The sequence below is a fragment of the Micromonospora sp. NPDC000121 genome (genome assembly GCF_042899165.1).
In the GTDB taxonomy this organism is placed as follows: Bacteria; Actinomycetota; Actinomycetes; order Mycobacteriales; family Micromonosporaceae; genus Micromonospora.
The window spans coordinates 74278-99364 of the sequence record NZ_JBIAZP010000014.1 but is presented as its reverse complement, the minus strand read 5'-3'; the positions used below and the strand labels follow the sequence as shown (position 1 = coordinate 99364).

10 protein-coding genes are annotated in these 25087 nt (G+C 76.8%); 8 read left to right on the top strand and 2 right to left on the bottom strand.

The genetic code is table 11. The features are described from left to right. Nucleotides 1–114 precede the first annotated feature (114 nt). Nucleotides 115–1524: a hypothetical protein gene (locus ACFY23_RS29145; protein WP_350687194.1), complete on the bottom strand. Its 1410-nt coding sequence runs from the start codon at nucleotides 1522–1524 to the stop codon at nucleotides 115–117. A gap of 292 nt (nucleotides 1525–1816) precedes the next feature. Then, nucleotides 1817–3055 (bottom strand): helix-turn-helix domain-containing protein, encoded by a 1239-nt coding sequence (locus ACFY23_RS29140; RefSeq protein ID WP_350819508.1) that lies wholly within the window; start codon nucleotides 3053–3055, stop codon nucleotides 1817–1819. Between the two features lie 84 nt (nucleotides 3056–3139). Between ACFY23_RS29140 and ACFY23_RS29135 the strand changes: the two genes are divergently transcribed. The 8 genes from ACFY23_RS29135 to ACFY23_RS29100 all read left to right on the top strand — a co-directional run bounded on the left by ACFY23_RS29135 (nucleotide 3140) and on the right by ACFY23_RS29100 (nucleotide 25045). After that, nucleotides 3140–4228, top strand: coding sequence for a ferredoxin reductase (locus ACFY23_RS29135; RefSeq protein ID WP_350685060.1), 1089 nt, complete (start codon nucleotides 3140–3142; stop codon nucleotides 4226–4228). Nucleotides 4229–4242: 14 nt separating this feature from the next. After that, nucleotides 4243–5385 (top strand): acyl-CoA desaturase, encoded by a 1143-nt coding sequence (locus ACFY23_RS29130; RefSeq protein ID WP_350685061.1) that lies wholly within the window; start codon nucleotides 4243–4245, stop codon nucleotides 5383–5385. 262 nt (nucleotides 5386–5647) lie between these two features. Then, nucleotides 5648–6820, top strand: coding sequence for an alanine--tRNA ligase-related protein (locus ACFY23_RS29125; RefSeq protein ID WP_350685062.1), 1173 nt, complete (start codon nucleotides 5648–5650; stop codon nucleotides 6818–6820). A 270-nt stretch (nucleotides 6821–7090) separates the two neighbouring features. Then, nucleotides 7091–8902: a non-ribosomal peptide synthetase gene (locus ACFY23_RS29120; protein WP_350685063.1), complete on the top strand. Its 1812-nt coding sequence runs from the start codon at nucleotides 7091–7093 to the stop codon at nucleotides 8900–8902. Further along, nucleotides 8899–12009: an AMP-binding protein gene (locus tag ACFY23_RS29115; protein ID WP_350685064.1), complete on the top strand. Its 3111-nt coding sequence runs from the start codon at nucleotides 8899–8901 to the stop codon at nucleotides 12007–12009. Before ACFY23_RS29120 ends, ACFY23_RS29115 begins: the two co-directional genes overlap by 4 nt. Further along, a complete protein-coding gene (locus ACFY23_RS29110) occupies nucleotides 11945–12760 on the top strand; it encodes a hypothetical protein (protein ID WP_350685065.1) in 816 nt (271 codons plus the stop codon). The genes ACFY23_RS29115 and ACFY23_RS29110 overlap by 65 nt, the downstream gene beginning before the upstream one ends. Further along, entirely contained in the window at nucleotides 12757–13092 is a 336-nt protein-coding gene (locus ACFY23_RS29105; RefSeq protein WP_350685066.1) for a phosphopantetheine-binding protein, read from the top strand. The genes ACFY23_RS29110 and ACFY23_RS29105 overlap by 4 nt, the downstream gene beginning before the upstream one ends. Further along, entirely contained in the window at nucleotides 13085–25045 is an 11961-nt protein-coding gene (locus ACFY23_RS29100; protein WP_350819506.1) for a non-ribosomal peptide synthetase/type I polyketide synthase, read from the top strand. Before ACFY23_RS29105 ends, ACFY23_RS29100 begins: the two co-directional genes overlap by 8 nt. Nucleotides 25046–25087: the final 42 nt, after the last annotated feature.

The window sequence follows — 25087 nt, the reverse complement described above, 5'->3', positions numbered from 1 at the left end:
GGGGCGCGGGGGGCGGCGTCGCCGGCGCGGCGCACCCGGCCAGGACGGTCAGGAGCGCGGCGAGCGTCGCCGTGCGACCACCGCGTCGCGTCGTCGGAGCCCTCCGGGTCGCGTTCACTGGTACTCCAGGTAGCGCTGGCGCAGCCCGGCGACCACCCCGGCGGCGGCGAGCAGCGTGACCCAGGCGGCCGTGCCGCCGAGATGGCGTGGCGCCTCGGGCAGGTCCGTCACCATCCGGGAGACCTCCTCGTTGCGGGCGGTCAGGTCGGCGAGGAGATGGCCCTCCGCGGCGACGAACGCCCGGCCCGCCGAACCCTCGCTGAGCACGGTGTCGACCGCGTTGCGGAACGCGTTGGGCGTCCGGCTCTGCCGGGCCGGCCAGACCGTCTCCGTCAGGGCGGTGCAGTCGATCCGGTCCTTCGGGGGCTCCTGCCCGGCGGGCGTGCCGGCGGGGCCGAGGCAGAGGTCCCGGCGGTCGAAGTCGGCCTTGTGTCCCGCCGGGTCGACGCTCGCCCCGAGCCCGAGGTAGACGTCGGCGCGGCCGGCCAGCAGGGTGCCGAGCCGCTGCTGGGTGGCGCTCTGCGCGTCGATCGCCCGTTCCAGCTCGGGGAACCTCCGGTCGGCGTCCGGCCAGTGCCACCACGACGAGACCAGCATGGCCAGCACGGCGGCGGTGCCCAGCGAGGCCAGCAGGAGGCCGGCGTTCAGCCGGCGCCGGGTCCGCCGGCGCAGCCACACCTGCACCACCACCAGGGCGGCGAGGGTGCCCAGCGGCACCAGTACGGACGCGGCGAGCCACGGCCGCGCGTCGGCGCGGGCGTCGAGCAGGCGCCGGGTGTCGTAGTTCCACAGGCCCTGCGCCGCGGTGAGCAGCTCGGTGGACATGTAGTGCGACGCCTCGCGGGCGTAGGCCGAGGCGAGCACGGCGCGGGCCGCCGCGTCGTCCGCCCCGGTCTCCTCCGTCGTCGTCTCCGCCGGCGCGCAGGGACGGCGCTGTTCGGCGCCGGGGGGCGCGGGGAGGGGGCCGGCCACCCGCAGCGCGGCGCACACCACGTCCCGGTAGACCTTCAGCCGCGCGGCGATCGTCGCCAGCCTGGTCAGCCGGTCCGGGTCGGCGGCGGCGTTGCCCATCGAGTCGGTCAGCGTGCGCTCCACCTCGTGCACCGCCGCGTCGTACGCGCCGACCAGTGAGGCGCGCCGCTCCTCGGTGGGCGGGAGCAGGAAGACGGCGCTGGCGGCGACGTCGGCGTCGGCGAGGCCCTGGTAGATCTCCCGGGCGGTCGTGCTGGTGCGCACGGCGGTCTCGGCGGACCGCTCGCCCAGCGTGGTGGCGGACGCCCGGGACTGCACGGCGACGGCGGCGGTCGCGGCGAGGGCGGCGACCAGCACGGCACCACCGACCACGATCAGCGCCGGGGTCGTCCGCAGCGCGTCGCGGAGCCGGCCCGCGCGGCCACGACGCCTCCGTCGGGTGGCCGGGGCCGACCGGTCGGCCGCGTGTCCGTCCCCCGTGTGCGGCGCCATGCACGTCCTCTCGCTCGCCGGGGCCTCGCCCGACGGCCCTCCTGGTGCGGGCGTCGCGGTGTCGCAATCGGCCCCGTTCCGCCCCGCCGCGCGGCGACCACCGGACTTGCCGGCGGCCGACGTGATGATCGCGGGCGAGGAGGGACCAGCGTGCCAGACGGAATCGACCGGCGGTACGGGTATGTCCGGTATCTGACCTGATCGTTCCCGCGCGGCGCGCCGAGCTTGACGCGCGTGCCGGCACCGACCTGGGCGGGGTCGGTGCCGCGTCCACGCGGACCCGAAGGTCCGATCAGGACGGCGGCTCCTCGGCCGCGTCCCGGGGCGGGAAGGCCAGCGCGAGGGTGAGGTCGAGGACGGTCGCCGGATCGGCCAGCCGGTCGCCGTACAGCTCGCGGAGCTTGCCCATCCGGTAGCGCACGGTCTGCGGGTGCACGAAGAGGTCGGCGGCGACGTCGTCGCGCCGGCCGTGGTGCAGCAGCCAGGAGCGCAGTGTCTCGGCGAGGCGGTCGGCGGTGCCGGACGGCAGCGACGCCAGCGGCGCCAGAACCCGGGCGCGCAGGTCGGCGAGCCCCTCCGGGTCGGTGCTCAGCACCAGCTCGGCGAGGTGCTCCTCGGTGTCCAGCGCCGCGCCGTCGTCGGCGGGGCGGAGGCCGAGTGTCAGGGCCCGGATCGCGCGCTGGTAGGAGGCGGCGACCCGGGTCCACGGGCGCGCGGGGCCCAGCACCGCGCGCCGCCCGCGCAGCACCCGGGCGAGCTGCCGCCGCCGCTCGCCGTGCGTGTCGGGCACCAGCAGCACCGCGAGGTCCTCGCCCGCCCCGGCCGCCGGCAGGTCGTCGCCACTCTCCAGGGTCTGCGAGGGCAGCAGCGCCAGCGCCGCCCGGAGGTTGGCCCGCGGCAGCAGGACGACGGTGAGGGTCTGCGGCGGCGGCCAGTCGGCCCGGTCGGCGCTGCGCAGCAGTGCCTCCTCGGGCTCGCCGGCGAGCAGTCGCTGGGTGAGCCGCTCCAGGTTCCGGCGCCGGGCCCGCCCGGCGCTGGCCAGCTCGTCGGCGTGCCCGGCCACGCTGGCGGCGGAGAGCTCGTCGATGTACGCGAACATCAGCTCGGCGAACTCCGCGACGGTGGCCGCGGAGAGCCCGCCCTGCACGGTGGTGGTCGACATCTCCCGCCACGACACGCGGGCGCCCACCCGGTACGCGGCCAGCAGCGCGTCCGCGCTCCGGCCGGAGCGCGCCTCGCCGCTGCCGAGGGCGTACGCGGCCTCCAGGGCGCCGACCAGCGGCGTGCTCGGGTCGGCGGACTGGGAGTGCTCGACGAGCTGGAGGAACGTGCCGAGCGCGATCTGCACCGCGGTCTCGATCTTCTCGCGCATCTGGCCGGTGAGGGCGCCGGAGTAGCTCGGGACCTCGGCGGTGATCGCGGTGACCGTACGCTCGGCGAGCAGCGGCAGCCGGTCGCGCAGCGCGCCGGCCACCCGCGCGTCCAGTTCGAGGCGGGCCGCGCGCCGGGTGGCCTCGGATCGTTCCGACACGTTTGTTCCCTCCGCACAAAAAGCCTGGATCGGTTCACCTTCGCAGGCCAAGACTTTATGCCAGGCTGCCGCGACCATCGAATCATGACCACCACCGCTCCGCGCCCACCCGCGAAGGCGACCCTGCGGGGCCGCATCCTGCGGCTGGCCGCGTCGGTCACCACCCCGCTGCTGCCCGACGACTACCTCGACATGGTGGCCCCGCTGCGCTCCGGGGCGGACCTGCGCGGCCGGATCGTCGCCGTCCACCCCGAGACCGCCGACGCGGCGACGCTGGTGATCCAGCCGGGCCGCGACTGGCGGGGGCACACCCCCGGCCAGTACGTCCGTCTCGGCGTCGACGTCGACGGCGTGCGTCTGTGGCGGGCGTACTCGGTCACGTCGGCCCCGACCGTTCGTGGGCCCATCTCGATCACCGTGAAGGCGATCCCGGACGGCGTGGTCAGCAACCACCTCGTCCGCCGGGCGCGCCCCGGGACGCTGGTCCAGCTCGACCAGGCCCAGGGCGACTTCGTGCTGCCGGGACGGCCACCCGCCCGGGTGCTCTTCGTGACCGCCGGCAGCGGCGTCACCCCGGTGATGGGGATGCTGCGCTCGGACGTGCTGGCCGGCGCCGACGTCGTCGTCGTGCACTCCGCGCCGACCCCGGCCGACATGATCTTCGCCGCCGACCTGCGGGACCTCGCCGCCCGGGGCGCGATCCGGCTGGTGGAGCGGCACACCGAGGCCGACGGGCTGCTCACCGTGGACGACCTCGCCGGCCTCGTGCCCGACCACCTCGACCGGGAGACCTGGGCCTGCGGCCCGGTCGGCCTGCTCGACGCGCTGGCGGAGCACTGGACGGCCCGGGGGTGCGGCGAGCGGCTGCACACCGAGCGGTTCCGGCCCACCGTCGTCTCGCCCGGGGAGGGCGGCACCGTCACCTTCGCCCGCTCGGGGGTGACCGTGGCGGCCGACGGCGCCACCCCGCTGCTCGACGCCGGCGAGAACGCCGGGGTGCTGATGCCCTCCGGCTGCCGGATGGGCATCTGCTTCGGCTGCGTCCTGCCGCTGCGCCAGGGCGCGGTCCGCGACCTGCGCAACGGGGACGTCACCACGGCGGTCCCCGGCGACGGCGTCCTCATCCAGACCTGCGTGTCGGCCGCGGCCGGCCCCTGCGACATCGACCACTGACCGGAGTACCCGACGTGACCGTGATTGAGAAGAAGCCCGTCAACCCGATCGCCCACCTGACCGCCGAGGACATCGAGACCCTCGGCAAGGAACTCGACGCGATCCGCGACCGGGTGATCGCTGACCGGGGCGAGCGGGACGCCGCGTACATCCGCCGGGTCATCTCGACGCAGCGCAAGCTGGAGCTGGGCAGCCGGGTGGTGCTGCTGTTCTCGCTCTTCCCGCCGGCCTGGATCGTGGGCACCGCCGGCCTGACCGTGGCCAAGATCCTGGAGAACATGGAGATCGGCCACAACGTCCTGCACGGCCAGTGGGACTGGATGCGGGACCCGAAGATCCACTCCACCACCTGGGAGTGGGACCACGTCTCGCCGGCCGACCAGTGGAAGCACTCGCACAACGAGCTGCACCACCGGTACACGAACGTGATCGGCAAGGACAACGACCTCGGCTACGGCATCATGCGCGTCGACGAGGACCAGCGGTGGCAGCCGTTCCACCTGGGCCAGCCGCTGTGGAACTTCATCAACGCCTGCTTCTTCGAGTACGGCATCGCCGCGTACGACCTGGAGCTGGGGCGCAACCTGCGCAAGGGCCGGCACAAGGACCCGGGGTTCCGGGCCCGGGCCCGCGCGGTGGGGCGGAAGATCCGCCGGCAGGTGCTCAAGGACTACGTCCTGCACCCCCTGCTGTCGGGGCCGTCGTTCCTGCACACGCTGGCCGCCACGTTCACCGCCAACCTCCTGCGCAACCTGTGGAGCCACTCGGTGATCATGTGCGGGCACTTCCCGGAGGGCGTGGAGACCTTCTCCCGGCGCTCGATCGTGGGGGAGACGCGCGGCGAGTGGTACCTGCGGCAGATGCTCGGCTCGGCCAACATCAGCGGCAGCCGTCTGATGCACATCATGACCGGCAACCTGTCGTACCAGATCGAGCACCACCTCTTCCCCGACCTGCCCAGCAACCGCTACCAGGAGATCGCCCCCGAGGTGCGGGCCCTGTTCGACCGGTACGGGCTGAAGTACACCACCGGCTCGCTGCCCCGGCAGGTGTTCTCCGCGTGGAAGAAGGTCTTCCGGCTGTCCCTGCCCAACCGGAAGACCCCGGACCCGGTCGACGACCGTCCCGCCCCGACCCTCGCCTCCGTGGGTGCCTGACTCTTCCCGACGCCGCCGCCGGGGCGCGAAACGCGCTGGGCGGCGGCGTCGTCGTCCCCGTACAGTCGGGGGCATGGAGATCAGGTGTCCCTTCGCCGCCGCGGCCGCGCGAGCTTCGCGCTCGTCGGTCGCCGCCGCCTGACCTCACCACCTCCCGCCGGCGACCGGAAACGGTCCGCCGGCGTTCCGCTCCGTCGCCCCGGCCCGCCGGTTTTCGGCGGTGGACCCTCTCCGGTCGCCCCACCCGGAAAGGCCGTCCGCCATGACGTACGACCCGATCAGCCGCACCTTCGTCGACTTCTTCCGTGAGCGCGGGCACGAACTCGTGCCGGACAGCTCGCTGGTCCCGCCGCCGGGCGACCCCGTGCTGTTCACCACCTCCGGCATGCACCCCCTGACGCCCTACCTGGAGGGCCGGCCCCACCCGTTGGGCCGACGCCTGGTCGGCGTGCAGCGCTGCCTGCGCACCACCGACCTGGACGAGGTCGGCGACTCCACCCACCTGACCGTGTTCCGGATGCTGGGTTCCTGGTCGCTCGGCGACTACGACCTTCCGCAGAGCCTGCGCTGGGGCTACGAGCTGCTGCGCGACGGCTTCGGCGTCGACCACGACCGGCTGCACGTGACGGTCTTCGGCGGCGACGACCAGGTCGGCCCGGACGAGTCCTCGTTGCGCACCTGGGGTGAGCTGGGCCTGCCCGTGGAGCTGACCGGGGAGGAGAACTGGTGGTCCAACGGCCCCACCGGGCCGTGCGGACCCGACACGGAGATCTTCGTCTGGACGGGGGACGGGCCACCCCGAGGCACCCCCGGCACCGACGACCGGTGGATGGAGGTCTGGAACCACGTGCGGATGCGCTACCGCCGGCACCCGGACGGCAGCCTGACGCCGCTGCGCCAGCCCGACGTGGACACCGGGATGGGCCTCGAACGCCTGGAGATGGTGCTGCGGGGTCACCGCTCGGTCTTCGAGACCGAGGGGCTGGTGCCGTGGGTCCGCGGCGTCCGCGACGTGTGGGACCTGCGGGACGGGCCGCTGCGCCTGGTCGGCGACCACCTGCGGTCGAGCGTGGTGGTGGTCGGTGACGGCGTCCGGCCGTCGAACACGGGTCGCGGCTACGTGCTGCGCCGGCTGCTGCGCCGCGTACTCACCACCCTGTGGCGCGACGAGCCGTCCCGGAGCCTGTCCGACCTGCCCACCGGGCCGGTGCGGCACACCCTCGACGGGTTCCGGCAGGGCGTCACCGTGGACGAGGTGCGCGAGGTGCTCTCCGGCGAGGAGCGGCGGTTCCGGGAGCTGCTGCGGCGCGGACGCCCGGTGGTCCGGCGCCGCCGGTCCAGGGGGCCGCTGACCGACGAGGACTACCGCGACCTGCACGACACCCACGGGCTGCCGCGCGACCTGGTCGACGGCCTGCTGAGCGAGGTGGGATGAGCCGGCCGGCCCCGGTCCCCGGCCGGGCACGGTCGCCGGGTCACCGTGGGTTTCCCGCCGGCTCCATTTAGCGAAGTCGGTATCCGCGCGTCAATAGACCTACGTGCATGAAAATGGAGGCGAACGCCGTTCCGGCCCGTCACCGTCGATGATGGTCGTGACACGTGCCGTGGTGCCAGGATGGCTCGCGTAACAACCGTTGACGCGCTGTTACGCACCCTTTCCGCCGCGACCTGGAGGCGCTGTCGTGACCCGACCCTGCGGGAAGCCGTGACCGCCGCGCGTGCCGGTCAGCACCGCCCCGCCACGGTCCCCGCCCAGGTGCTGCGCGCCGCCCGGACGCACCCCGATCGACCGGCGGTCGTCGACAGCCACGGCACGCTGCGCTACCGGGACCTCGTCACCGCCGCCGCGACGCTGGCCGGGGCGCTGGCCCCGACGCTGGACGCCGGCGGCGCCGAGGGGCGAGTCGTCGCGGTGCTGCGGCCCCGCACCGCGGACGCCGTCGTCGGGCAGCTCGCCGCCTGGTTCTGCGGCGCCGCGTTCCTCCCGCTGGACCCGGCGCTGCCGGCGGCCCGGGTCGCCCGGATCCTCACCGACGCCGGCTGCCGCGTCGCCGTCACCGCCGAGGAGTGCGGCGACCGGCTGCCCGCCGGGGTCACCCCGGTACGCGCGGGCCGGGAGGAACACCTGCGGCTGCCCGACGCCGAGGACCTCGCGTACCTCATCTCCACCTCCGGCTCCACCGGCCGGCCCAAGCAGGTCGAGGTCGCCCACCGCAGCCTGTGGACGGTCCTCGACTGGTACGCGACAGCCTTCCGCCTCGGGCCGGGCGTGCGGACCGCCGCCTTCGCCGGGCTGGCCTTCGACGCCGCCCTGCTCGACCTCTGGGCGCCACTGATGCGCGGCGCCACCGTGCTGCTCGCCGACGAGTCGGTGGCCCGCGACCCGGAGCGGGTGGCGGCGACGGTACGCGAGGTCGACCACTGCTTCCTCACCACCCCGCTCGCCGAGCACCTGCTGCGCGCCGGGGCCGACACCGGCCGGCTGCGCAGCCTGGCCACGGGCGGCGACCGGCTGCGCACCTGGCCGCCGGCCGACTTCGGCGCCGCCGTGCACAACCTCTACGGACCCACCGAGGCGACCATCCTGGTCACCGCCACGTCGGACCTGCGCCGGCACACCGACCGGACCGGTCCGCCGCCGATCGGACGGCCGGTCGCCGGCGCCCGGCTGACCCTGGCTCCGACCGGCCCGGAGGACGACGGCGAGCAGGGCGAGCTGGTCGTCGCCGGGCCGGTGCTGGCGCGCGGCTACCGGTCCGCGCCCGCCGAGACCGCCGCCGCCTTCGGCGTCGCCGACGGGGAGCGGCACTACCGCACCGGGGACGTCTGCCGGCGCGACCGCGAGGGCGAGCTGCACTTCGTCGGCCGCACCGACGACCAGGTCAAGGTCCGCGGCCACCGGATCGAGCCGCGGGAGGTGGAGTTCGCCCTGCTCGCCATGCCGGGGGTTGGCCAGGCCGCCGCCGGCACGCTGGACCGGGACGGGCAGACGCTGCTGGTGGCCTGGGTGGTCGGCGCGGTCGACGCCGACGCCGTACGGGACTGGCTGCGCTCCCGGCTACCCGCCGCGATGGTGCCGCACCTCGTGGAGCGGTGCGACGCCCTGCCGCTGACCACCACCGGCAAGCTCGACCGGGCCGCGCTGCGCGCCGGCACCGCCCAGCGGCTGGCCGGCGAGCGCCGCGACGACGTGCCGGGGTCCGGCCCCGCCGCGCCGGAGGAGGCCGACGTGCTGGGGGACCCGCCCGTCCCGGCGGGGGAGGCCGGGACGGCGGTCGCCGAGGCGTGGCGGGCCGTGCTCGGCGCGCCGCCCCGCCCCGACGACGACTTCTTCACCGTCGGCGGGGACTCGTTGCTCGCGGTGCGGCTGACCGCCCAGGTCCGGCAGGGCCTACGGGTCGACGTGCGCGCCGCGCTGCTCTACGAGCACCGGCGCTTCGCCGACTACCTCGCGGCCGTCGAGGCGCTGCGGGCCGGCGGGCCGGTCGCGCCCGACGGGGTCGGGGCGGCCCGGTGACCGGCACCCTGCTCACCCACCTGCTCGCCGCCGCCGACCGGAGACCGGACGCGGTCGCCGTGCACGCCGAGGACGCCGTCGTCACCTGGGCCGGGCTGCGTGAGCTGGCCGGCCGTTACGCCGCCGGGTACGCCGCGCGCGGCGTCGGCGCCGGCGACCGGGTCGCGCTGCTGCTGGAGCCGGGCGCGCACGCAGTCGCCGCCGCCGTCGGCGCGTTCGCGGTGCGGGCGGCGTACGTGCCGCTGGACCCGCGCCAGCCGCCGGCCCGCGTCGCCGCGCTGCTCGACGCCGCCGAACCGGCGCTCGTGGTGGCCGGGTCCGCCCCGCCCGGGTGGCCCGCCCTCACGCCGGCCGCCGTCGGGGCCCGGCCGGCCGCGCCCCTCGCCGACGTCGGCGAGCCGTCCGACGTCGCGTACGTGGTGCACACCTCCGGCTCGACGGGCACGCCCAAGGCCGTGCAGGTGGAACACGGCAGCCTGCTCAACCTCCTCGCCGACCTCGACGACCGGGCGCCGGCGCCGGACGGGCACACCGGCACGTGGTGGACCCGCCCCTCCTTCGACGTGGCGGTGTGGGAGTGCTTCGCCCCGCTCGTGCGGGGCGGGACGGTGCGGGTCGTGCCGGACGGGGCCCGGCACGACGGCGCCGCGCTCGCCGGGTTCCTGGACGAGGCGGGGGCGGGCAGCGCGTACGTGCCGCCGGCGTTCCTGCCCGAGCTGCGGGCGTTGCTGCGCGCCGAGCCGGGGGCGCTGTCCGGGCTGCGCCGGCTGCTGGTCGGCGTCGAGCCGATCCCGCGCCCGCTGTTGCAGGACATCGCCCGCAGCCGGCCGGCCCTGACCGTCGTCAACGGGTACGGACCGGCCGAGGCGACCGTCTGCTGCGCCCTGTACGTGGTGCCCCGCGACGGCGCCGTGGCCGGCGAGCGCACGCCGATCGGCACCGCCGTGCGGGGCACCCGGCTGCTGCTGCGCCAGCCGGACGGGTCGTGCCGCCCGACCGGCACCGGCGAGCTGGTCGTCGCCGGCGCGGCGGTGGCCCGCGGCTACCTGCGGGACCCGGACGGGGAGCCGGCGTTCGACCCGGCGGCCGACGGCACCCGCCGCTACCGGACCGGCGACCTGGCGCGCACCCTGCCCGACGGCAACCTGCTCTTCCTCGGCCGGGTCGACCGGCAGGTCAAGCTCCGCGGCTACCGGATCGAGCCGGCCGAGGTGGAGTCGGTGCTGCGCCTGCTGACCGGGGTCCGCGACGTGGTGGTGGCGGCCCGGCGGTGGGACGGGCTCGGGGACGTGCTGGTGGCGTACGTGGCGGCGGAGCCGGGTGCCGGGCTGACGGAGCGGGCGGTACGGGACCACGCCCGCGACCGGCTCCCCGGGTACGCCGTGCCGGCGGTGGTGGCCCTGCTGCCCCGGCTGCCGCTCACCCCGCACGGCAAGTACGACCACGACCGGCTCGCCGCGCTGCCCCTGCCCGCCGCCGGCTCGACCGATCCCGGGGAACCGGCCGACGTGCCCGGCCCGGCCGACGCGCCCGATCCGGCCGATGCCGCTGGCCCGGTCGGTGTGGTGCTCGACGCCTGGCGGCGGGTGCTGCCGGCCGGGGAGATCCGGCCCGGCGACGCCTTCCTGCCGCTCGGCGGCACCTCGCTCGCCGCGGCCCGGGTGGCTGCCCGGCTCACCGAGCGCACCGGCATGCGGGTGACCCCCGCCGACGTGCTGCGTGCCCCCGACGCGGCGGCCCTCGCCGCCCGGCTCCGGGCGGCGTCGACCGAGCGCCCGCCCGACGCCGCCGGGCGGGCCGCGCCGAGGGCCGCGACCCCGCCGGAGGTGGGGGTGCGGCGCGCGCCGCTCACCCCCGAGCAGCTCGGGCTGTGGCTGCACGACGAGCTGAACCCGGGCACCGACCTCTACGTGGAGCCGGTCTGGTTCAGCACCACGTCCCGGGTGGACCGGAGCCGGCTGGCCGCCGCGCTGCGCCGGGCGGTCGCCGCCCACCCCGCGTTCGGCGCCGGGCTGCGGCTCGTCGACGGCCTGCCCGAGCTGGTGCTCGACCGGCACCCGCCGACCGTGGAACTGGTCGAGGTCGCCGACGGCCCGGCGCTCGACGCGGCCGTGCGGGCCCGCGCCCGCCGCCCGTTCGACACGGCGGCCGAGCCGCTGTTGCGCTGCGCCGTGCTCGGTTCCGGCGACCGCACCGACCTGCTGCTGGTCTGGCACCACCTGGCGGTCGACGCGTGGTCCCTGCGGCTGTTCCTGACCGACCTGGCCCGCTGCCACGACGACCCGGCCTGGTCGCCCCCACCGCCCGCCACCACGCTGTGCGACCTGAACCTGCGCCGGTCGGCCCGGGTCGCCGACGCCGCCGTCCGGGAGGCCGTCCGCGCCACCGCCGCCCGGGTGCGCGGGATCGCCGAGCCGCCCCCGGTGCCCGGCGGCACCGGCCGGACCGTGGTGACCCGTCCGGTGCGCGCCACGGCCCGGGCGCTGACCCGGGCGGGCGACGGCACCGCGACCGAGCTGGCCGCCGCCGCGTACGCGCGGGCGCTCGGCGCGCTGCTCGAGCGGGACGCGGTGGTCGTCGGCTGCGCCACCACCACCCGCCGGGCCGCCGACGAGTTCGACGTCGCCGGGTACGCGGTCAACACCGTGCTGCTGCCCTGCACGGACCTGCGCAAGCCTTGGGCCGACATCCTCGGCCGGGTCCGGACGGAGCTGCGTCGGGCGGTGGCCGAGCAGGCCCCGTTCCGGGAGGTGGCCGGCGAGGTGCAGCGCGGCACCGGCGCGCCGCCGGGCGCGTACCCGACCTGCTATCTCGACTCCGTGGAGGAGCCGGAGCTGGTCACCGGCCCGGTCACCTGGCGGCGGCGGGAGCTGCCCCGCTCCGCCAACCGCTTCCCGATCTGCCTGACCCTGCGGCAGCACCCGGGCGGGGCGCTGTCCGTCCTCGTCGAGGCCGACGGGCGGGCGCTCACCCCGGACGCCGCGGCCACGCTCGCCGCCGCCGTCACCGACCAGCTCGACGCGTACGCACAAGGAGACCCCGATGGCACGGACGATCGCGTTGCGCCAGGTGAGCGAGGGACGGTTCGGGTGCCTGCTGACGGTTGAGTTCGCCGGGGACTCCGCCGGCCCCGGCCTCGCCGCGGCGCTCGCGGCGGCCGAGGCCGCCGGGGCGGCGGGCTCGGGCGGCGACCTGCCCGGCCCGGTCGTCACAGGGCCGGACGTCCAGCACGAGATCTGGCGGCTCGACCCGGTGACGACCCTGGAGCTGCACCCGGGGCTGCCCGGCCACCGCGCCCTGGCGGACGCCTGCGCGGCGGAGTTCCTCCGGCTGCGACCCGCCGACGCCGGCGCGGTGACGGTCGTCGGCTACTGCAGCGCGGCGGTCTTCGCCCACCACCTGGTCCGCGCCCTCGCCGACGCCGACGGGCCACCGGTCGACCTGGTCCTGGTCGCCGCGACCGTGCCGGACGAGGAGACGGTCCGCCGCGAGTACGCGCTGCTGCACCGCAAGCTCACCGGCGAGCCCGCGCCGGCCGACCCGACGCCGCTGCTCGCCGACCCGGCGGCCACCGTGGACGGGCTGCGGGACGAGCTGACCCGGCTCGCCCGCGCCTTCGTCACCACGAACGGGTTCGACCCGGCCGAGGCGGCGACCGCGGCCGACGAGATCGCTGGACGGTACCTGGCCTGGCTCTGGTTCCTGCTGGACGCCGCCCGCAGCGGCCCGGTCCCGGCGCCGTTGGCCGAGGCCGCCGACGACGAGGAGGCCATCGACCTGCTGCGGGCGCGGATCTTCGAGCTGGAAGTCGACGCCGGCGCCACCGGCGCCGGCGCGGACAACGGGGGGACACGATGACGACGGACGGATCGCGGGACGGGGTCGCGGAGGTCGTGGCGGACGCCTGGCGCGCCGCGCTGCGGGCTGACCACGTGACGGCGGAGGACAACTTCTTCGTGCTCGGCGGCGACTCCCTGGTGGCCGCCCGGATGGCGGCCCGGCTGCGCGCCGCCCTCGACGTGCGGGTGCCGCTGGGCGCCGTCTTCGAGCATCCCACGCTGGGCGAGTTCATCGCCGCGCTGCGCGCCGAGCACGGTCCCGCCGTGGACGAGGCCGCCGCGCTCTACCTCAGCGTGCTGGCCTGCTCGGACGCCGAGGCCGAGACGATGCTCGGGCGCCTCGATGACTGAGGTGCTCTCCCCGCGCCAGGCCGCGCTGCTCGCCGCCCTGCGCGCCCGACGCGCCGCTGCCGCCGCCGGGGACGCGGCCGTCCCCGGCGCGGACGCGATCACCCCCGGCGGCGGGGACGCCGGCCGCGTCGCGTCGGCCGGGCAGCGGCAGATGTGGTATCTGGCGCAGGCCGATCCGGGCGATCCGGCGTACCTGGCGCCGGTGGCGTGGCGGCTGCGCGGCCCACTGGACCTGTCCGCCCTGAGCGCGGCGCTCGACGCGGTGGTCGCCCGGCACGAGCCGCTGCGCACGACGCTGAGCGTCGACGGCGACCGGGTGGTGCCGGTGGTCGCCGAACCGCCGACCGGCCTGCTGGCCGTGCTGGACCTGACCGGGCTGGCCGCGTCCGCGCGGGAGGACGAGCTGGCCGCCCGCCTCGCCGCCGAGGCGGCCACCCCGATCGACCTGGGTGGTGGCCCGGTGCTGCGGGCCCGCCTGCTGCGCCTCGCCGACACCGACCACGTGCTGGTGCTGACCGCGCACCACGCGGCGGTGGACGAGTGGTCGCTGCGGATCGTCGCCGACGAACTCTCCGAGGCGTACGCCGCCCGGCTGGCCGGCCGGTCCGCCGAGCTGCCGGCGCTGCCCGTCACGTACGGCGACTACGCGCAGTGGCAGCGCCGGTGGCTGGCCGGCCCGGAGGCCGAGGCGCAGCGGCGCTGGTGGCGGGAGCGGCTCGCGGGCGCGCCGCCGGTGCTGGAGCTGCCCACCCCCGGCCCGCGGCCCGCCGCGCCGTCGCACGCCGGCGCCACGGCCACGTTCCCGCTGGACGTCCCGCCCGACGTGCTGCGTGCGCTGTGCCTGCGGCTCAACGTCACCCCGTACCTGCTGCTGCTCGCCGCGTTCCAGGTGCTGCTGGCCCGGTGGACCGGCCGGTACGACGTGCCCGTCGGCACCCCGGTGGCCAACCGCGGCCGCCCGGAGACGGAGCCGCTGGTCGGCCTGTTCGTCAACACCGTGGTGATCCGGACCGACCTGACCGACGACCCGACCTTCGCCACCTGCGTCGCCCGGGTCAGGGCCGAGGTGCTGGCCGCGCAGGAGCGGCAGGAGCTGCCTTTCGGAAGCGTGGTCGAGGCGGTGCGTCCGGCCCGGCACGCCGGGCACAGCCCCCTGTTCCAGGTGATGTTCGTGCACGCCGACGCGCCCGCGCCGCTGCGGCTGCCCGGGATCGACGCGACCTGCGTCGAGGTGCCGACCCGCACCGCCAAGTTCGACCTGACCGTGGCCGTCCGCCCCGGCGCCGACGGGCTCGACGCCGTGGTCGAGTACCGCACCGACGTGTTCGACGCGGCGACCGTGGCGCGGCTCGCCGGACACTTCCGGACCCTGCTGGCCGACCTGCTGGCCGACCCCGACGTCCGGATCCGCGACGCCCGGCTGCTCGCCGCCGGGGACCGCCGGCGGATGCTGGTGGACTGGAACGACACCGCCGCCGCCCGGCCGGACGACAGCGTCCACGCGCTGGTCGGCCGGTGGGCCCGGGAGTCGCCCGACGCCCCGGCGGTCGCCGACGACGTGCGCACCCTGAGCTACGGGGAACTCGACGCCCGCGCCGACGCGCTCGCCGCGAGCCTGCGCGCCGAGGGGATCGGCGTCGGCGACCTCGTGGGCGTCCTGCTGGAGCGGTCCGCCGCGCTGCCGGTGGCGCTGCTCGCGGTGCTGAAGGCCGGGGCCGCGTACGTGCCGCTCGACCCCACCCACCCACCGGCCCGGCTCGGGCACCTCCTGGCCGACAGCGGCGCACCGGTGGTGCTCACCTCCGCCCGGCTGCGGCACCGGCTCCCCGCGGGGGCGGCCCGCCCGGTCGAGGTCGACCGCGACCCGACGCCGCCGACCGGGGCGGCTCCGGTGTCCGTGCCGACCGGCCCGGACGACCTCGCCTACGTCATCCACACCTCCGGCTCGACCGGCCGCCCCAAGGGCGTGATGGTGACCCACCGGGGCGTGGTGAACTACCTGCGCTGGGCGGGCGCCGCGTACCGGCTGGGCCCGGGCGACGAGGTGCCGGTGCACTCCTCGATCGGCTTCGACCTGACGGTGACCAGCCTGCTGGTGCCGCTGGCGGCCGGCGCGACCGTCCAGCTGCTCCCCGACGACCTCGGGCCGGCGGGGCTCGGCGAGGCGCTGCGCGCGCGACGCACGCCGTACGGGCTGGTCAAGATCACCCCCGCCCAGTTGGAGATCGCCAACCGGCAGATCGGGGCGACCGGGGCGGCGGGCCGGACCCGGGCGTTCGTCATCGGCGGGGAGAACCTGCGCGCCGACCAGGTGGCGCTGTGGCGGGACCACGCCCCCGGCACCCGCCTCGTCAACGAGTACGGCCCGACCGAGACCGTCGTCGGCTGCGCGGTGTACGAGGTCGGCCCCGGCACCGCGCGGACCGGCTCCGTGCCGATCGGCCGGCCGATCGCCAACACGACCCTGTACGTGCTGGACGACCGGCTCGACCCGGTCCCCGTCGGCGTCACCGGCGAGCTGTACGTCGGCGGTGCGGGCGTGGCCCGCGGCTACCTGAACCGGCCAGGGCTGACCGCCGAGCGGTTCCTGCCCGACCCGTTCGCCGCCGAGGGCGGGCGGCGGCTCTACCGCACCGGTGACCTGGCCCGGTGGCGCCCCGACGGCGTCCTGGAGTTCCTCGGCCGCGCCGACAGGCAGGTCAAGCTGCGCGGCTACCGCATCGAGCCCGGCGAGGTGGAGGCGGCGTTGCGCCGGCTTCGGCCGGACGCCGACGTCGCCGTCGTGCTGCGCCGCGACGACCCCGACGACCCCCGGCTGGTCGCCTACCTCACCGGCGACCCGGACCCGGCCGCGCTGCGCGCCGGGCTGCGGGCGGAGCTGCCCGGACACCTGGTGCCGGCCGCGTTCGTCGGCGTCGACGCGCTGCCGCTGACCGGCAACGGCAAGCTCGACCCGGCCGCCCTCCCGCCGCCCCCCGGCGGCGGGCCGGAGCCGGCGGTCGAGGCGGAGGGTGTCGACCCGGCGACCGTGGCGGGGCGCGCGGGCCCGGCCGGGCCGCCGATGGAGCCGTCGGCGGTGGCCGGGCGCGCGGCGGTCCCGGGCGGCGTGCCGGCCACGGAGCGGCCGGCCGGGGACGTGCCGGTGCCGCCGGTCGGCGACCTCGCCGCCGCCGAGCGCCTTGTCGCCGAGGTGTGGCGGGAGGTGCTCGGCGTCGACCGGGTCGGCGCCCGGGACAACTTCTTCGACCTGGGCGGGCACTCGCTGCGGCTGCTGGCCGTGCACCGGCTGCTGGTCGAGCGGCTCGGCCCGGTGCTCACCGTGACCGACCTGTTCCGCCACACCACCGTCGCCGCGCTGGCCGGGTTCCTCGCCGGCGTCACCGCGCCGCCGTCCGTCCCGGCGCCGCGCGCGGCGCCGGCGTCCGCGCGCACGGGCGTGCCCGGGGACGCGATCGCGGTCGTCGGCATGGCCTGCCGCTTCCCGGGCGCCCGCACCCCGGAGGAGTTCTGGCGGCTGGTCCGCGACGGCGTGGAGGCCGTCCGCGAGTTCCGCACCGAGGAACTGCTCGCCGACGGAGCCGACCCGACGCTGATCGGCGACCCGGCGTACGTGCGGTGGGGCACCGAGCTGCCGGACGTGGACCGCTTCGACGCCGAGTTCTTCGGCTTCACGCCCCGCGAGGCGCAGGTGCTCGACCCGCAGCACCGGCTGCTGCTCGAGTGCGCCTGGGAGGCCCTCGAACGCGCCGGCCACGACCCCGAGGCGTACGCGGGGCAGATCGGGCTGTTCGCCGGCTCCGGCCGGGCCGACTACCTGTCGGAGCACCTGCGCGACGCGCCGGAGGAGATCCGGGCGCTCGGGGAGTACCAGCTCGCCCTGAGCAACGACAAGGACTTCCTGGCGACCCGGGCGTCGTACAAGCTGAACCTGACCGGGCCGAGCGTCAGCGTCGGCACCGCCTGCTCCACCTCCCTGGTCGCGGTGCACCTGGCCCGGCAGAGCCTGCTCGCCGGCGAGTGCGACCTGGCGCTGGCCGGCGGGGTGAGCGTCTTCCCCGCCCCGCGGCAGGGCTACCTGTACCACGACGGCGGGCTCTTCTCCCCGGACGGGCACTGCCGCCCGTTCGACGCCGACGCCCGCGGCACCATCGCCTCCAGCGGCGTCGGCATCGTGGTGCTGCGCCGGCTCGCCGACGCCCTCGCCGACGGCGACCTGGTGCACGCGGTCATCCGCGGCTCGGCGGTGAACAACGACGGCGCCCGCCGGGCCGGCTACTCGGCCCCCGGCGTCGCCGGCCAGGCCGAGGTGGTCAGCCGGGCCCTCGCCGTGGCCGGGGTGGACCCCCGCACGGTCGGCTACGTCGAGGCGCACGGCACCGGCACCAGCCTCGGCGACCCGATCGAGGTCGCCGCGCTCACCGAGGCGTTCCGCCGCGGCACCGCCGACACCGGGTTCTGCGCGCTCGGCTCCGTCAAGGCCGCCATCGGGCACACCGACGCGGCGGCCGGGGTCGCCGGGCTGATCAAGACCGTGCTGGCGCTGCGGCACCGTACCCTGCCGCCGGTGGTCAACCTGCGCCGGCCCAATCCCGCCATCGACTTCGCCGCCAGCCCGTTCCACCTGCCGACCCGGGCCCGGCCGTGGCCGGGCGACGGGGGGCCGCGCCGGGCCGGGGTCAGCTCCTTCGGGATGGGCGGCACGAACGCCCACGTCGTGCTGGAGGAGGCCCCGCCGGCCGCCGCCGTGCCGCAGGCCGCCGCGCCGCCGGCCGGCCCGCACCTGCTGGTGCTGTCCGCGCGTACGCCCGCCGCGCTGGACCGGGCCACCGACGCGCTGCGCGCGCACCTCGACGCGTACCCCGCGCTGCGGCTGGCGGACGTGGCCGCGGGCCTGGGCCGGCGGCGGCAGATGGCGCACCGGCGGGCCGTCGTCTGCGCCGACCGCGCCGACGCCCTCGACGCGCTCGGCGACCCGGCGCGGCTGCTCACCGCCGCGACCGACGGCGACGCCGGCCTGGCCTTCGTCTTCCCCGGCCACGGCGCGCAGCACGTCGGCATGGGCGCCGGCCTGTACCGGGCCGAGCCCGGCTACCGGGCCGTCGTGGACCACTGCGCCGACCTGCTGCGCGAGCCGCTCGGGCTGGACCTGCGCACGGTGCTCGACCCCACGCCCGCCGGCCGGGCCGAGGCGGAGCGCCTGATCGCCGAGCCCCGGATCAACCAGCCGGCGCTCTTCGTCACCGAGTACGCGCTGGCCCGGCTGCTGGTCGACCGGGGCCTGCGCCCCGAGGCGGTGGCCGGGCACAGCCTCGGCGAGTACGTCGCCGCCTGCCTCGCCGGGGTGTTCTCCGTCGCGGACGCGCTGCGGCTGGTGTGCGCCCGCAGCCGGCTCGCCCAGACCACCGAGCCGGGCGCGATGCTCGCCGTGTCCCTGCCGGAGGCCGAGGTGGGCGCGCTGCTCGGCGACGACCTGGACCTCGCCGCCGTCAACGCGCCCGGCCTGTGCGTCGTGTCCGGCCCGCCCGACGCCGTCGCCGCCCTGCGCCGGCGGCTCGACCGCGACGGGGTCGAGACCCGCCCGCTGCCCGCCGATCGAGCCTTCCACTCCGCGCTGCTCGACCCGGTGCTCGACGACTTCCGCGCCGAGGCGCGGCAGGTCCGCTACGCCGAGCCGACGACGACGTTCCTGTCGAACGTCACCGGCGCCGTCGTGGGGCCCGGGCAGGTCACCGACCCGGAGTACTGGGTGCGGCACCTGCGCGGCACGGTCCGCTTCGCCGACTGCGCGGCGCTGCTGGCCGACCGGGGCCTCGTCGTCGCCGAGGTCGGCCCCGGGCACACCCTCGGCGGGCTGCTGCGCCAGAGCGGCGCGCGGCCCGAGCGGGTGGTGCAGGTCATGCGCCACGTCCGCGCCGACGCCGACGACCACCGCGTCGCGCTCGACGCCGTGGGCCGGCTCTGGCTCGCCGGCGTACGCGTCGACTGGTCCCCCTTCCACACGGGGCCGCACCGCCGGGTGGAACTGCCCACCTACCCGTTCGAGCGGCAACGGCACTGGGTCGACCGCGGCGTCCCCGCCCCGCGCCCGGCTCCGCCGCCCGGCGTGCCCGCCGGGCCGCCCGGCGCGGAACCCGCGTCCCTCGGGGACGGCGGCGCCCCGTACGGCGGCGTGGACTCGCCGGACCGGGGGAACCGACCGCCGCTGACCACCGCCTACCTAGCCCCCCGCACCGAGGCGGAGCGGGCGGTGGCGGAGATCTGGTCCGAGCTGCTCGGCGTCGCTCCGGTCGGCGCGCACGACGACTTCTTCGCCCTCGGCGGCCACTCGCTGCTCGCCACCCAGGTCGTCGCCCGGGTGCGCGCCCGGCTCGGCGTGGCGCTGCCGATCGAGGCGGTGTTCGCCCGGCCGACCGTCGCCGGGGTCGCCGCCGCCCTGCCGGCCGCGCCGGAGCCGGTGGTGCCGCCGATCCCGCGCGGCACCGACCCCGGGCCCGCCCCGGTCTCCTCCGGGCAGCGCCGGCTGTGGTTCCTGGAGCAGGTGCACGACCAGGTCGCGTACGCGGTGCTCACCGCCCTGCGGCTGCACGGCGACCTGCGGGTCGACGTGCTCGCCGACGCGCTGACCGAGCTGGTGCGCCGGCACGAGGTGCTGCGCACCGTCGTCCGCCCGGGCCCCGACGACGGCGACCCGGTGCAGGTGGTGCTGCCCGCCGCGCCGGTCGACCTGCCGGTGGTCGACCTGGCCGCCGGGGGCGCCGACGACGCGGACCTCGCCGAGCGGGAACGCGCGGCGCTGGTCGCCGAGGCCCGCCGCCCGTACGACCTGCAACGGGGGCCGCTGTTCCGGCCGGTGCTGTTCCGCTCCGGGCCGGGGCGGCACGTGCTCTGCCTCGCGATGCACCACATCGTCTCCGACGGCTGGTCGCTCGGCGTGATCCGGGCCGACCTGGGCGCCCTCTACGACGCCTTCGCCGCCGGCCTGCCCTCGCCCCTGCCCGAGCTGCCGGTCCAGTACGCCGACTACGCCCGCTGGCAGCGGGAGCGGGCCGCCGCCGACTCCGCCGACCTGGCGTACTGGACCGAGCGGCTGGCCGGCGCGACGGGTGCCCTGGAACTGCCCACCGACCGGCCCCGGCCGCCGGTGCAGACCTTCGACGGGGCGGTGGCCCGGCTGACCCTGCCGCCCGCGCTGACCGAGCGGGTCCGCGACCTCGGCCAGCGGCACGGCGCCACCCTCTACATGACGGTGCTCGCCGCCGTGCAGGCGCTGCTGTTCCGCTACACCGGGCAGCGCGACATCTGCGTCGGCTCCCCGGTCGCCGGCCGGGTCCGCGCCGAGCTGGAGCCGATGGTCGGCTTCTTCCTCAACAGCATCGTGCTGCGCACCACCCTCGACGGCGACTGGAGCGTCGCCCGGCTGCTCGACGAGACCCGCCGCACCGCCCTGGCCGCGTACGACCACCAGGAGACGCCCTTCGAGCGGGTGGTGGACGCCCTCGACGTGCCCCGCGACCTCAGCCGCAACGCCCTGTTCCAGGTGATGGTGAACCTGCTCAACCTGCCCGAACAGGACCTGGCGATGACCGGCCTGCGGGTCGAGCAGCTCACCGTCGAACCCGGCACCGCCCAGGTCGACCTCGCCCTGTACGCGTACGACCGGCCGGACGGGCTGCTCTGCTGCCTGGAGTACAACACGGCGCTGTTCGACCCGGGCACCGCCGAGCGGATGCTGGCCCACCTGGAGACGCTGCTGACCGCGTTCGTGGCGGACCCGGACGGCCGGCTCGCCGACGTCGAGATCCTGACCCCCGCCGAGCGGCACCGGCAGCTGGGGGAGTGGAACGCCACCGCCACGCCGGTGCCGGCGGTCGGGCTGGCCCGGCTGGTCGAGGAGCAGGTCGCCCGCACCCCGGACCGCCCCGCGGTCACCTTCGCGGGCCGCACCCTCAGCTACGCCGAACTGAACGTGCGCGCCAACCGCCTGGCCCGGCGGCTGCGCCGGGTCGGCGTCGGGCCGGACGTGACGGTCGCCGTGTCGATGGAACGCTCGGCCGACCTGCTGGTGGCGCTGCTCGGCGTGCTCAAGTCCGGTGGCGCGTACGTGCCGCTGGACCCGTCGTACCCGCTCGACCGGCAGCGCTGGGTGCTGGACCACAGCCGCGCGGCGGTGCTGGTCACCGAGCCGGGGCTGGCCGACCGGTTCGCGGACTTCGCCGGCCCGGTGCTGCGCGTCGACGATCCCTCGCTGGCCGTCGAGTGCGCCGCCGACCCCGAGCCGGTCACCATGCCCGGGCATCTGGCGTACGTGCTCTACACCTCCGGCTCCACCGGCCGGCCGAAGGGCGTGCGGGTCAGCCACGCCTCGGTGGTCAACCTGCTCACCGCGATGCGGCACGCGCCGGGCCTGACCGCCGACGACACCCTGGTCGCGCTGACCACCTTCGCCTTCGACATCTCCGTGCTGGAGCTGTTCCTGCCGCTGGTGGTCGGCGCCCGGGTGGTGGTCGCCGGCCGGGACGTCGGCTACGACGGCGCCGGGCTGGCCGCGCTGCTGCGCGCCGAGGGGGCCACCGTCGTGCAGGCCACCCCGGCCACCTGGCGGCTGCTGCTCGCCTCCGGCTGGGCCGGGATGCCGGGGCTGAAGGCGCTCTGCGGCGGGGAGGCGCTGCCCCCGCCGCTGGCCCGGGACCTGGCCGCCCGGGTCGGCGAGCTGTGGAACATGTACGGCCCGACGGAGGCCACCATCTGGGCCACCGCCGCCCGGATCGCGCCGGACGCGCCCGAGGTCACCATCGGCCGGCCGATCGCCAACCTGCGGGCGTACGTGCTCGACGAGGCGCTGCGGCCGGTGCCCGTCGGGGTGGTCGGGGAACTCTGGCTCGGCGGCGCCGGGGTGGCCCGCGACTACCTCGACCAGCCGGGCCTGACCGCCGACCGGTTCCGGCCCGACCCGTACGCCGACCGGCCGGGAGCCCGGCTCTACCGCACCGGCGACCTCGCCCGGTGGCGTCCCGACGGCACGATCGAGTGCCTCGGCCGCAACGACTCCCAGGTGAAGGTGCGCGGCCACCGCATCGAGCTGGGCGAGATCGAGGCGGCGCTGCAACGGCACCCGGCGGTGCGGGAGGCGGCCGTCGTGGTGCGCGACCTCGACGGCGAGCCGGCGCTGGTCGCGTACCTCGCGCCGCCCCCCGAGCAGCCCGACGAGGGGGCCGGCCGGTGGCGGGCGTTCCTGCGCGACTGGCTGCCCGACTACATGGTCCCGACGACGTACGTGCCGCTCGACGCCCTGCCGCTGACCGACAACGGCAAGGTCGACCGTCGGGCCCTGCCGGCGCCCGAGCGCGGTGGGCCGCGCGACGTCGACGGCGGCGCGGCGCCAACCACCCCGCTGCAGGCCGCCCTCGCCGAGCGCTGGGCGCAGGTGCTCGGCTACGACCGGGTCGGCATCGACGACGACTTCTTCGACCTCGGCGGGGACTCGTTCACGGCGATCCGGGCGCTCAGCGGCATCGCGCCGCCGATCAGCGTGCTGGACCTGTTCCGCCACCCGACGATCCGCGGCCTGACCGGGCACGCCGATGCCGCGGCGGGCGAGCCGGACCGGCTGCTGCACGAGCTGACCCCGCCCCGGGCGGCCGCGCCGGCGGTGACGGTGCTCTGCGTCCCGTTCGCCGGGGCCGGCGCGGTGACCTACCAGTCCCTGGCCGCCGCGATGCCCGCACACGTCGCGCTCTACGCCCTGCAACGCCCCGGGCACGACCTCAACCGGCCGGACGAGCCGGCCCTGGGCATGGCCGAGCTGATCGAGCGGTGCGTGGCCGAGGTGACCGCCGGCATCTCCGGGCCGGTGCTGGTCTACGGCCACTGCATGGGCGGCGCCACCGCCGTCGAGCTGGGCCGGCGGCTGGAGGCGGCCGGGGTGGACGTACGCCGGGTGGTCGTCGGCGGACACTTCCCGGCGCCCCGGCTGCCGGGCCGGTTCGCCCGCTGGTTCCGCCGTGCCTTCCCCATGGAGCGCTGGACGTCGAAGCGGCACGCGCTGGACTTCCTGCGCGCCATGGGCTTCTTCACCGACGTGCTCGACGAGCGGGAGAAGGAGTTCCTGATGGGGGTCTTCCTGGCGGACACCCGGATCGGCGAGGACTACTACACCGACGTCTACGCCCAGGGGCTGCCCCGGCGGCTGGCGGCCCCGATCGTCTGCGTGGTGGGCACCGGCGACCGCGCCACAGAGCTGTACGAGGAGCGCTACCTGGAGTGGGGGTACTTCTCCGACTCGGTCTGCCTGCGCACGATCGAGGGCGCGGGGCACTACTTCCAGAAACACCAGGCCACGGAGCTGGCCGACATCATCCTGGCCGACCCGCCGGACGCGGCGGTCGTCGCCGAGCCGGCCGACGCCGAGCCGGCCATTGTCGGGCCGGCCGTCGGGGAGGGGGTCTCCGGCGAGGTGGCGGCCTCGGCCGAACCGTCTGGGGCGTCGGGCGGTGCGCCGCCGCCCCGAACGGCCGGCCCGGTGGCCGGGTCGTCCGCCGCGCCGCCCGGCCGGCGCGTGCCCCGGACGGCCGCCCCCGCGCCGACTCCGCCGGCCCGCTCCGGGCTGACCACGTTCTTCCTGGTCGCGTTCGGGCAGCTCGTGTCGCTGGTCGGCACGGGGCTGACCGGGTTCGCCCTGTCGCTGTGGGTCTACCAGCGCACCGGCTCGATCTCCTGGTTCGCGCTGGCCTCCGTGCTGGCGCTGCTGCCGGCGGTCGTCCTCTCGCCGATCGCCGGCGCGCTGGCCGACCGGTGGGACCGCCGTCTGATCATGGTGTGCGCCGACTCCTTCGCCGCCTGCGGCACGGTCGTCCTCGCGGTGCTGCTCTGGACCGGCCGGGCGCAGCTCTGGCACGTCTTCGCCGCGCTCACGGCCAGCGCGCTGGCCACCGCGTTCCAGCAACCGGCGTACCTCGCGGCGGTGACCCAGCTCGTGCCCAAGCGGTACTACGGCCGGGCCAACGGCCTCGTCTCGCTGGGCACCGCGACCAGCACCGTGCTCGCCCCACTGGTCGGCGGCGCGCTCGTCGTCGCGATCGGCCTCCGCGGCATCGTCCTGATCGACCTGGTCAGCTTCGCCGTCGCGGTCGGCATCACCCTCGCCGTACGCTTCCCCGACACCCTGTTCAAGAAGCGGGAGGAGTCGTTCGGGCAGGAGGTCCTCGGGGGCTGGCGGTTCATCGCCCGCCGGCACGGCCTGCTCGCGATGATCGTCCTGACCGCGCTGCTCAACTACTTCTTCGCCGTCGTCGAGGTGCTGGCCACCCCGCTGACCCTCTCCTTCGGCGATCCCTCCGTGCTCGGCGTGGTGCTCGCCGCCAGCGGCGCCGGGCTGCTGCTGGGCAGCATCCTGATGGGCGTGTGGGGCGGTACGGCGCGGCGGACCACGGGCATCCTGACCGCCGTCGTGCTGCTCGGCGTCGCGATGGTCACCGTCGGGCTGCGGCCGGACCCGGTCTTCCCGGCGGTGGGCCTGTTCGGGCTGGGGCTCGCCTCGGCGCTGGTCAACACGCACTGGCTGGCCATCGTGCAGGCCAAGGTGGGGCTGGAGTTGCAGGGCCGGGTGCTCTCCACCACGCTGATGCTCTCCTGGCTGATGGTGCCCGCCGGGTTCCTCACCGCCGCCCCGCTCGCCGAGGGGGTCTTCGAGCCGCTGATGGCCTCCGGCGACGGCGTCGCCGGGACGCTCGGCGCGGTGATCGGGCACGGGCCCGGGCGGGGGATCGCGCTCACCGCCGTCGTCGCCGGGCTGTGCACCCTGGCGCTCGCCGCCGCCGGGTGGGCGTACCGGCCGATCCGGCGGCTGGAGGACGAGCTGCCGGACGCCGACCCGGGCACGGTGATCGTCAGCGACAAGGACCGCATCCAGGAACTCGCCGACCGACGGCTGGCCGAGCTGACCGCCGCCCGCTGACGGATCCGCCCGGGACGAGACCGGTGCCGGCGCATGGATGCC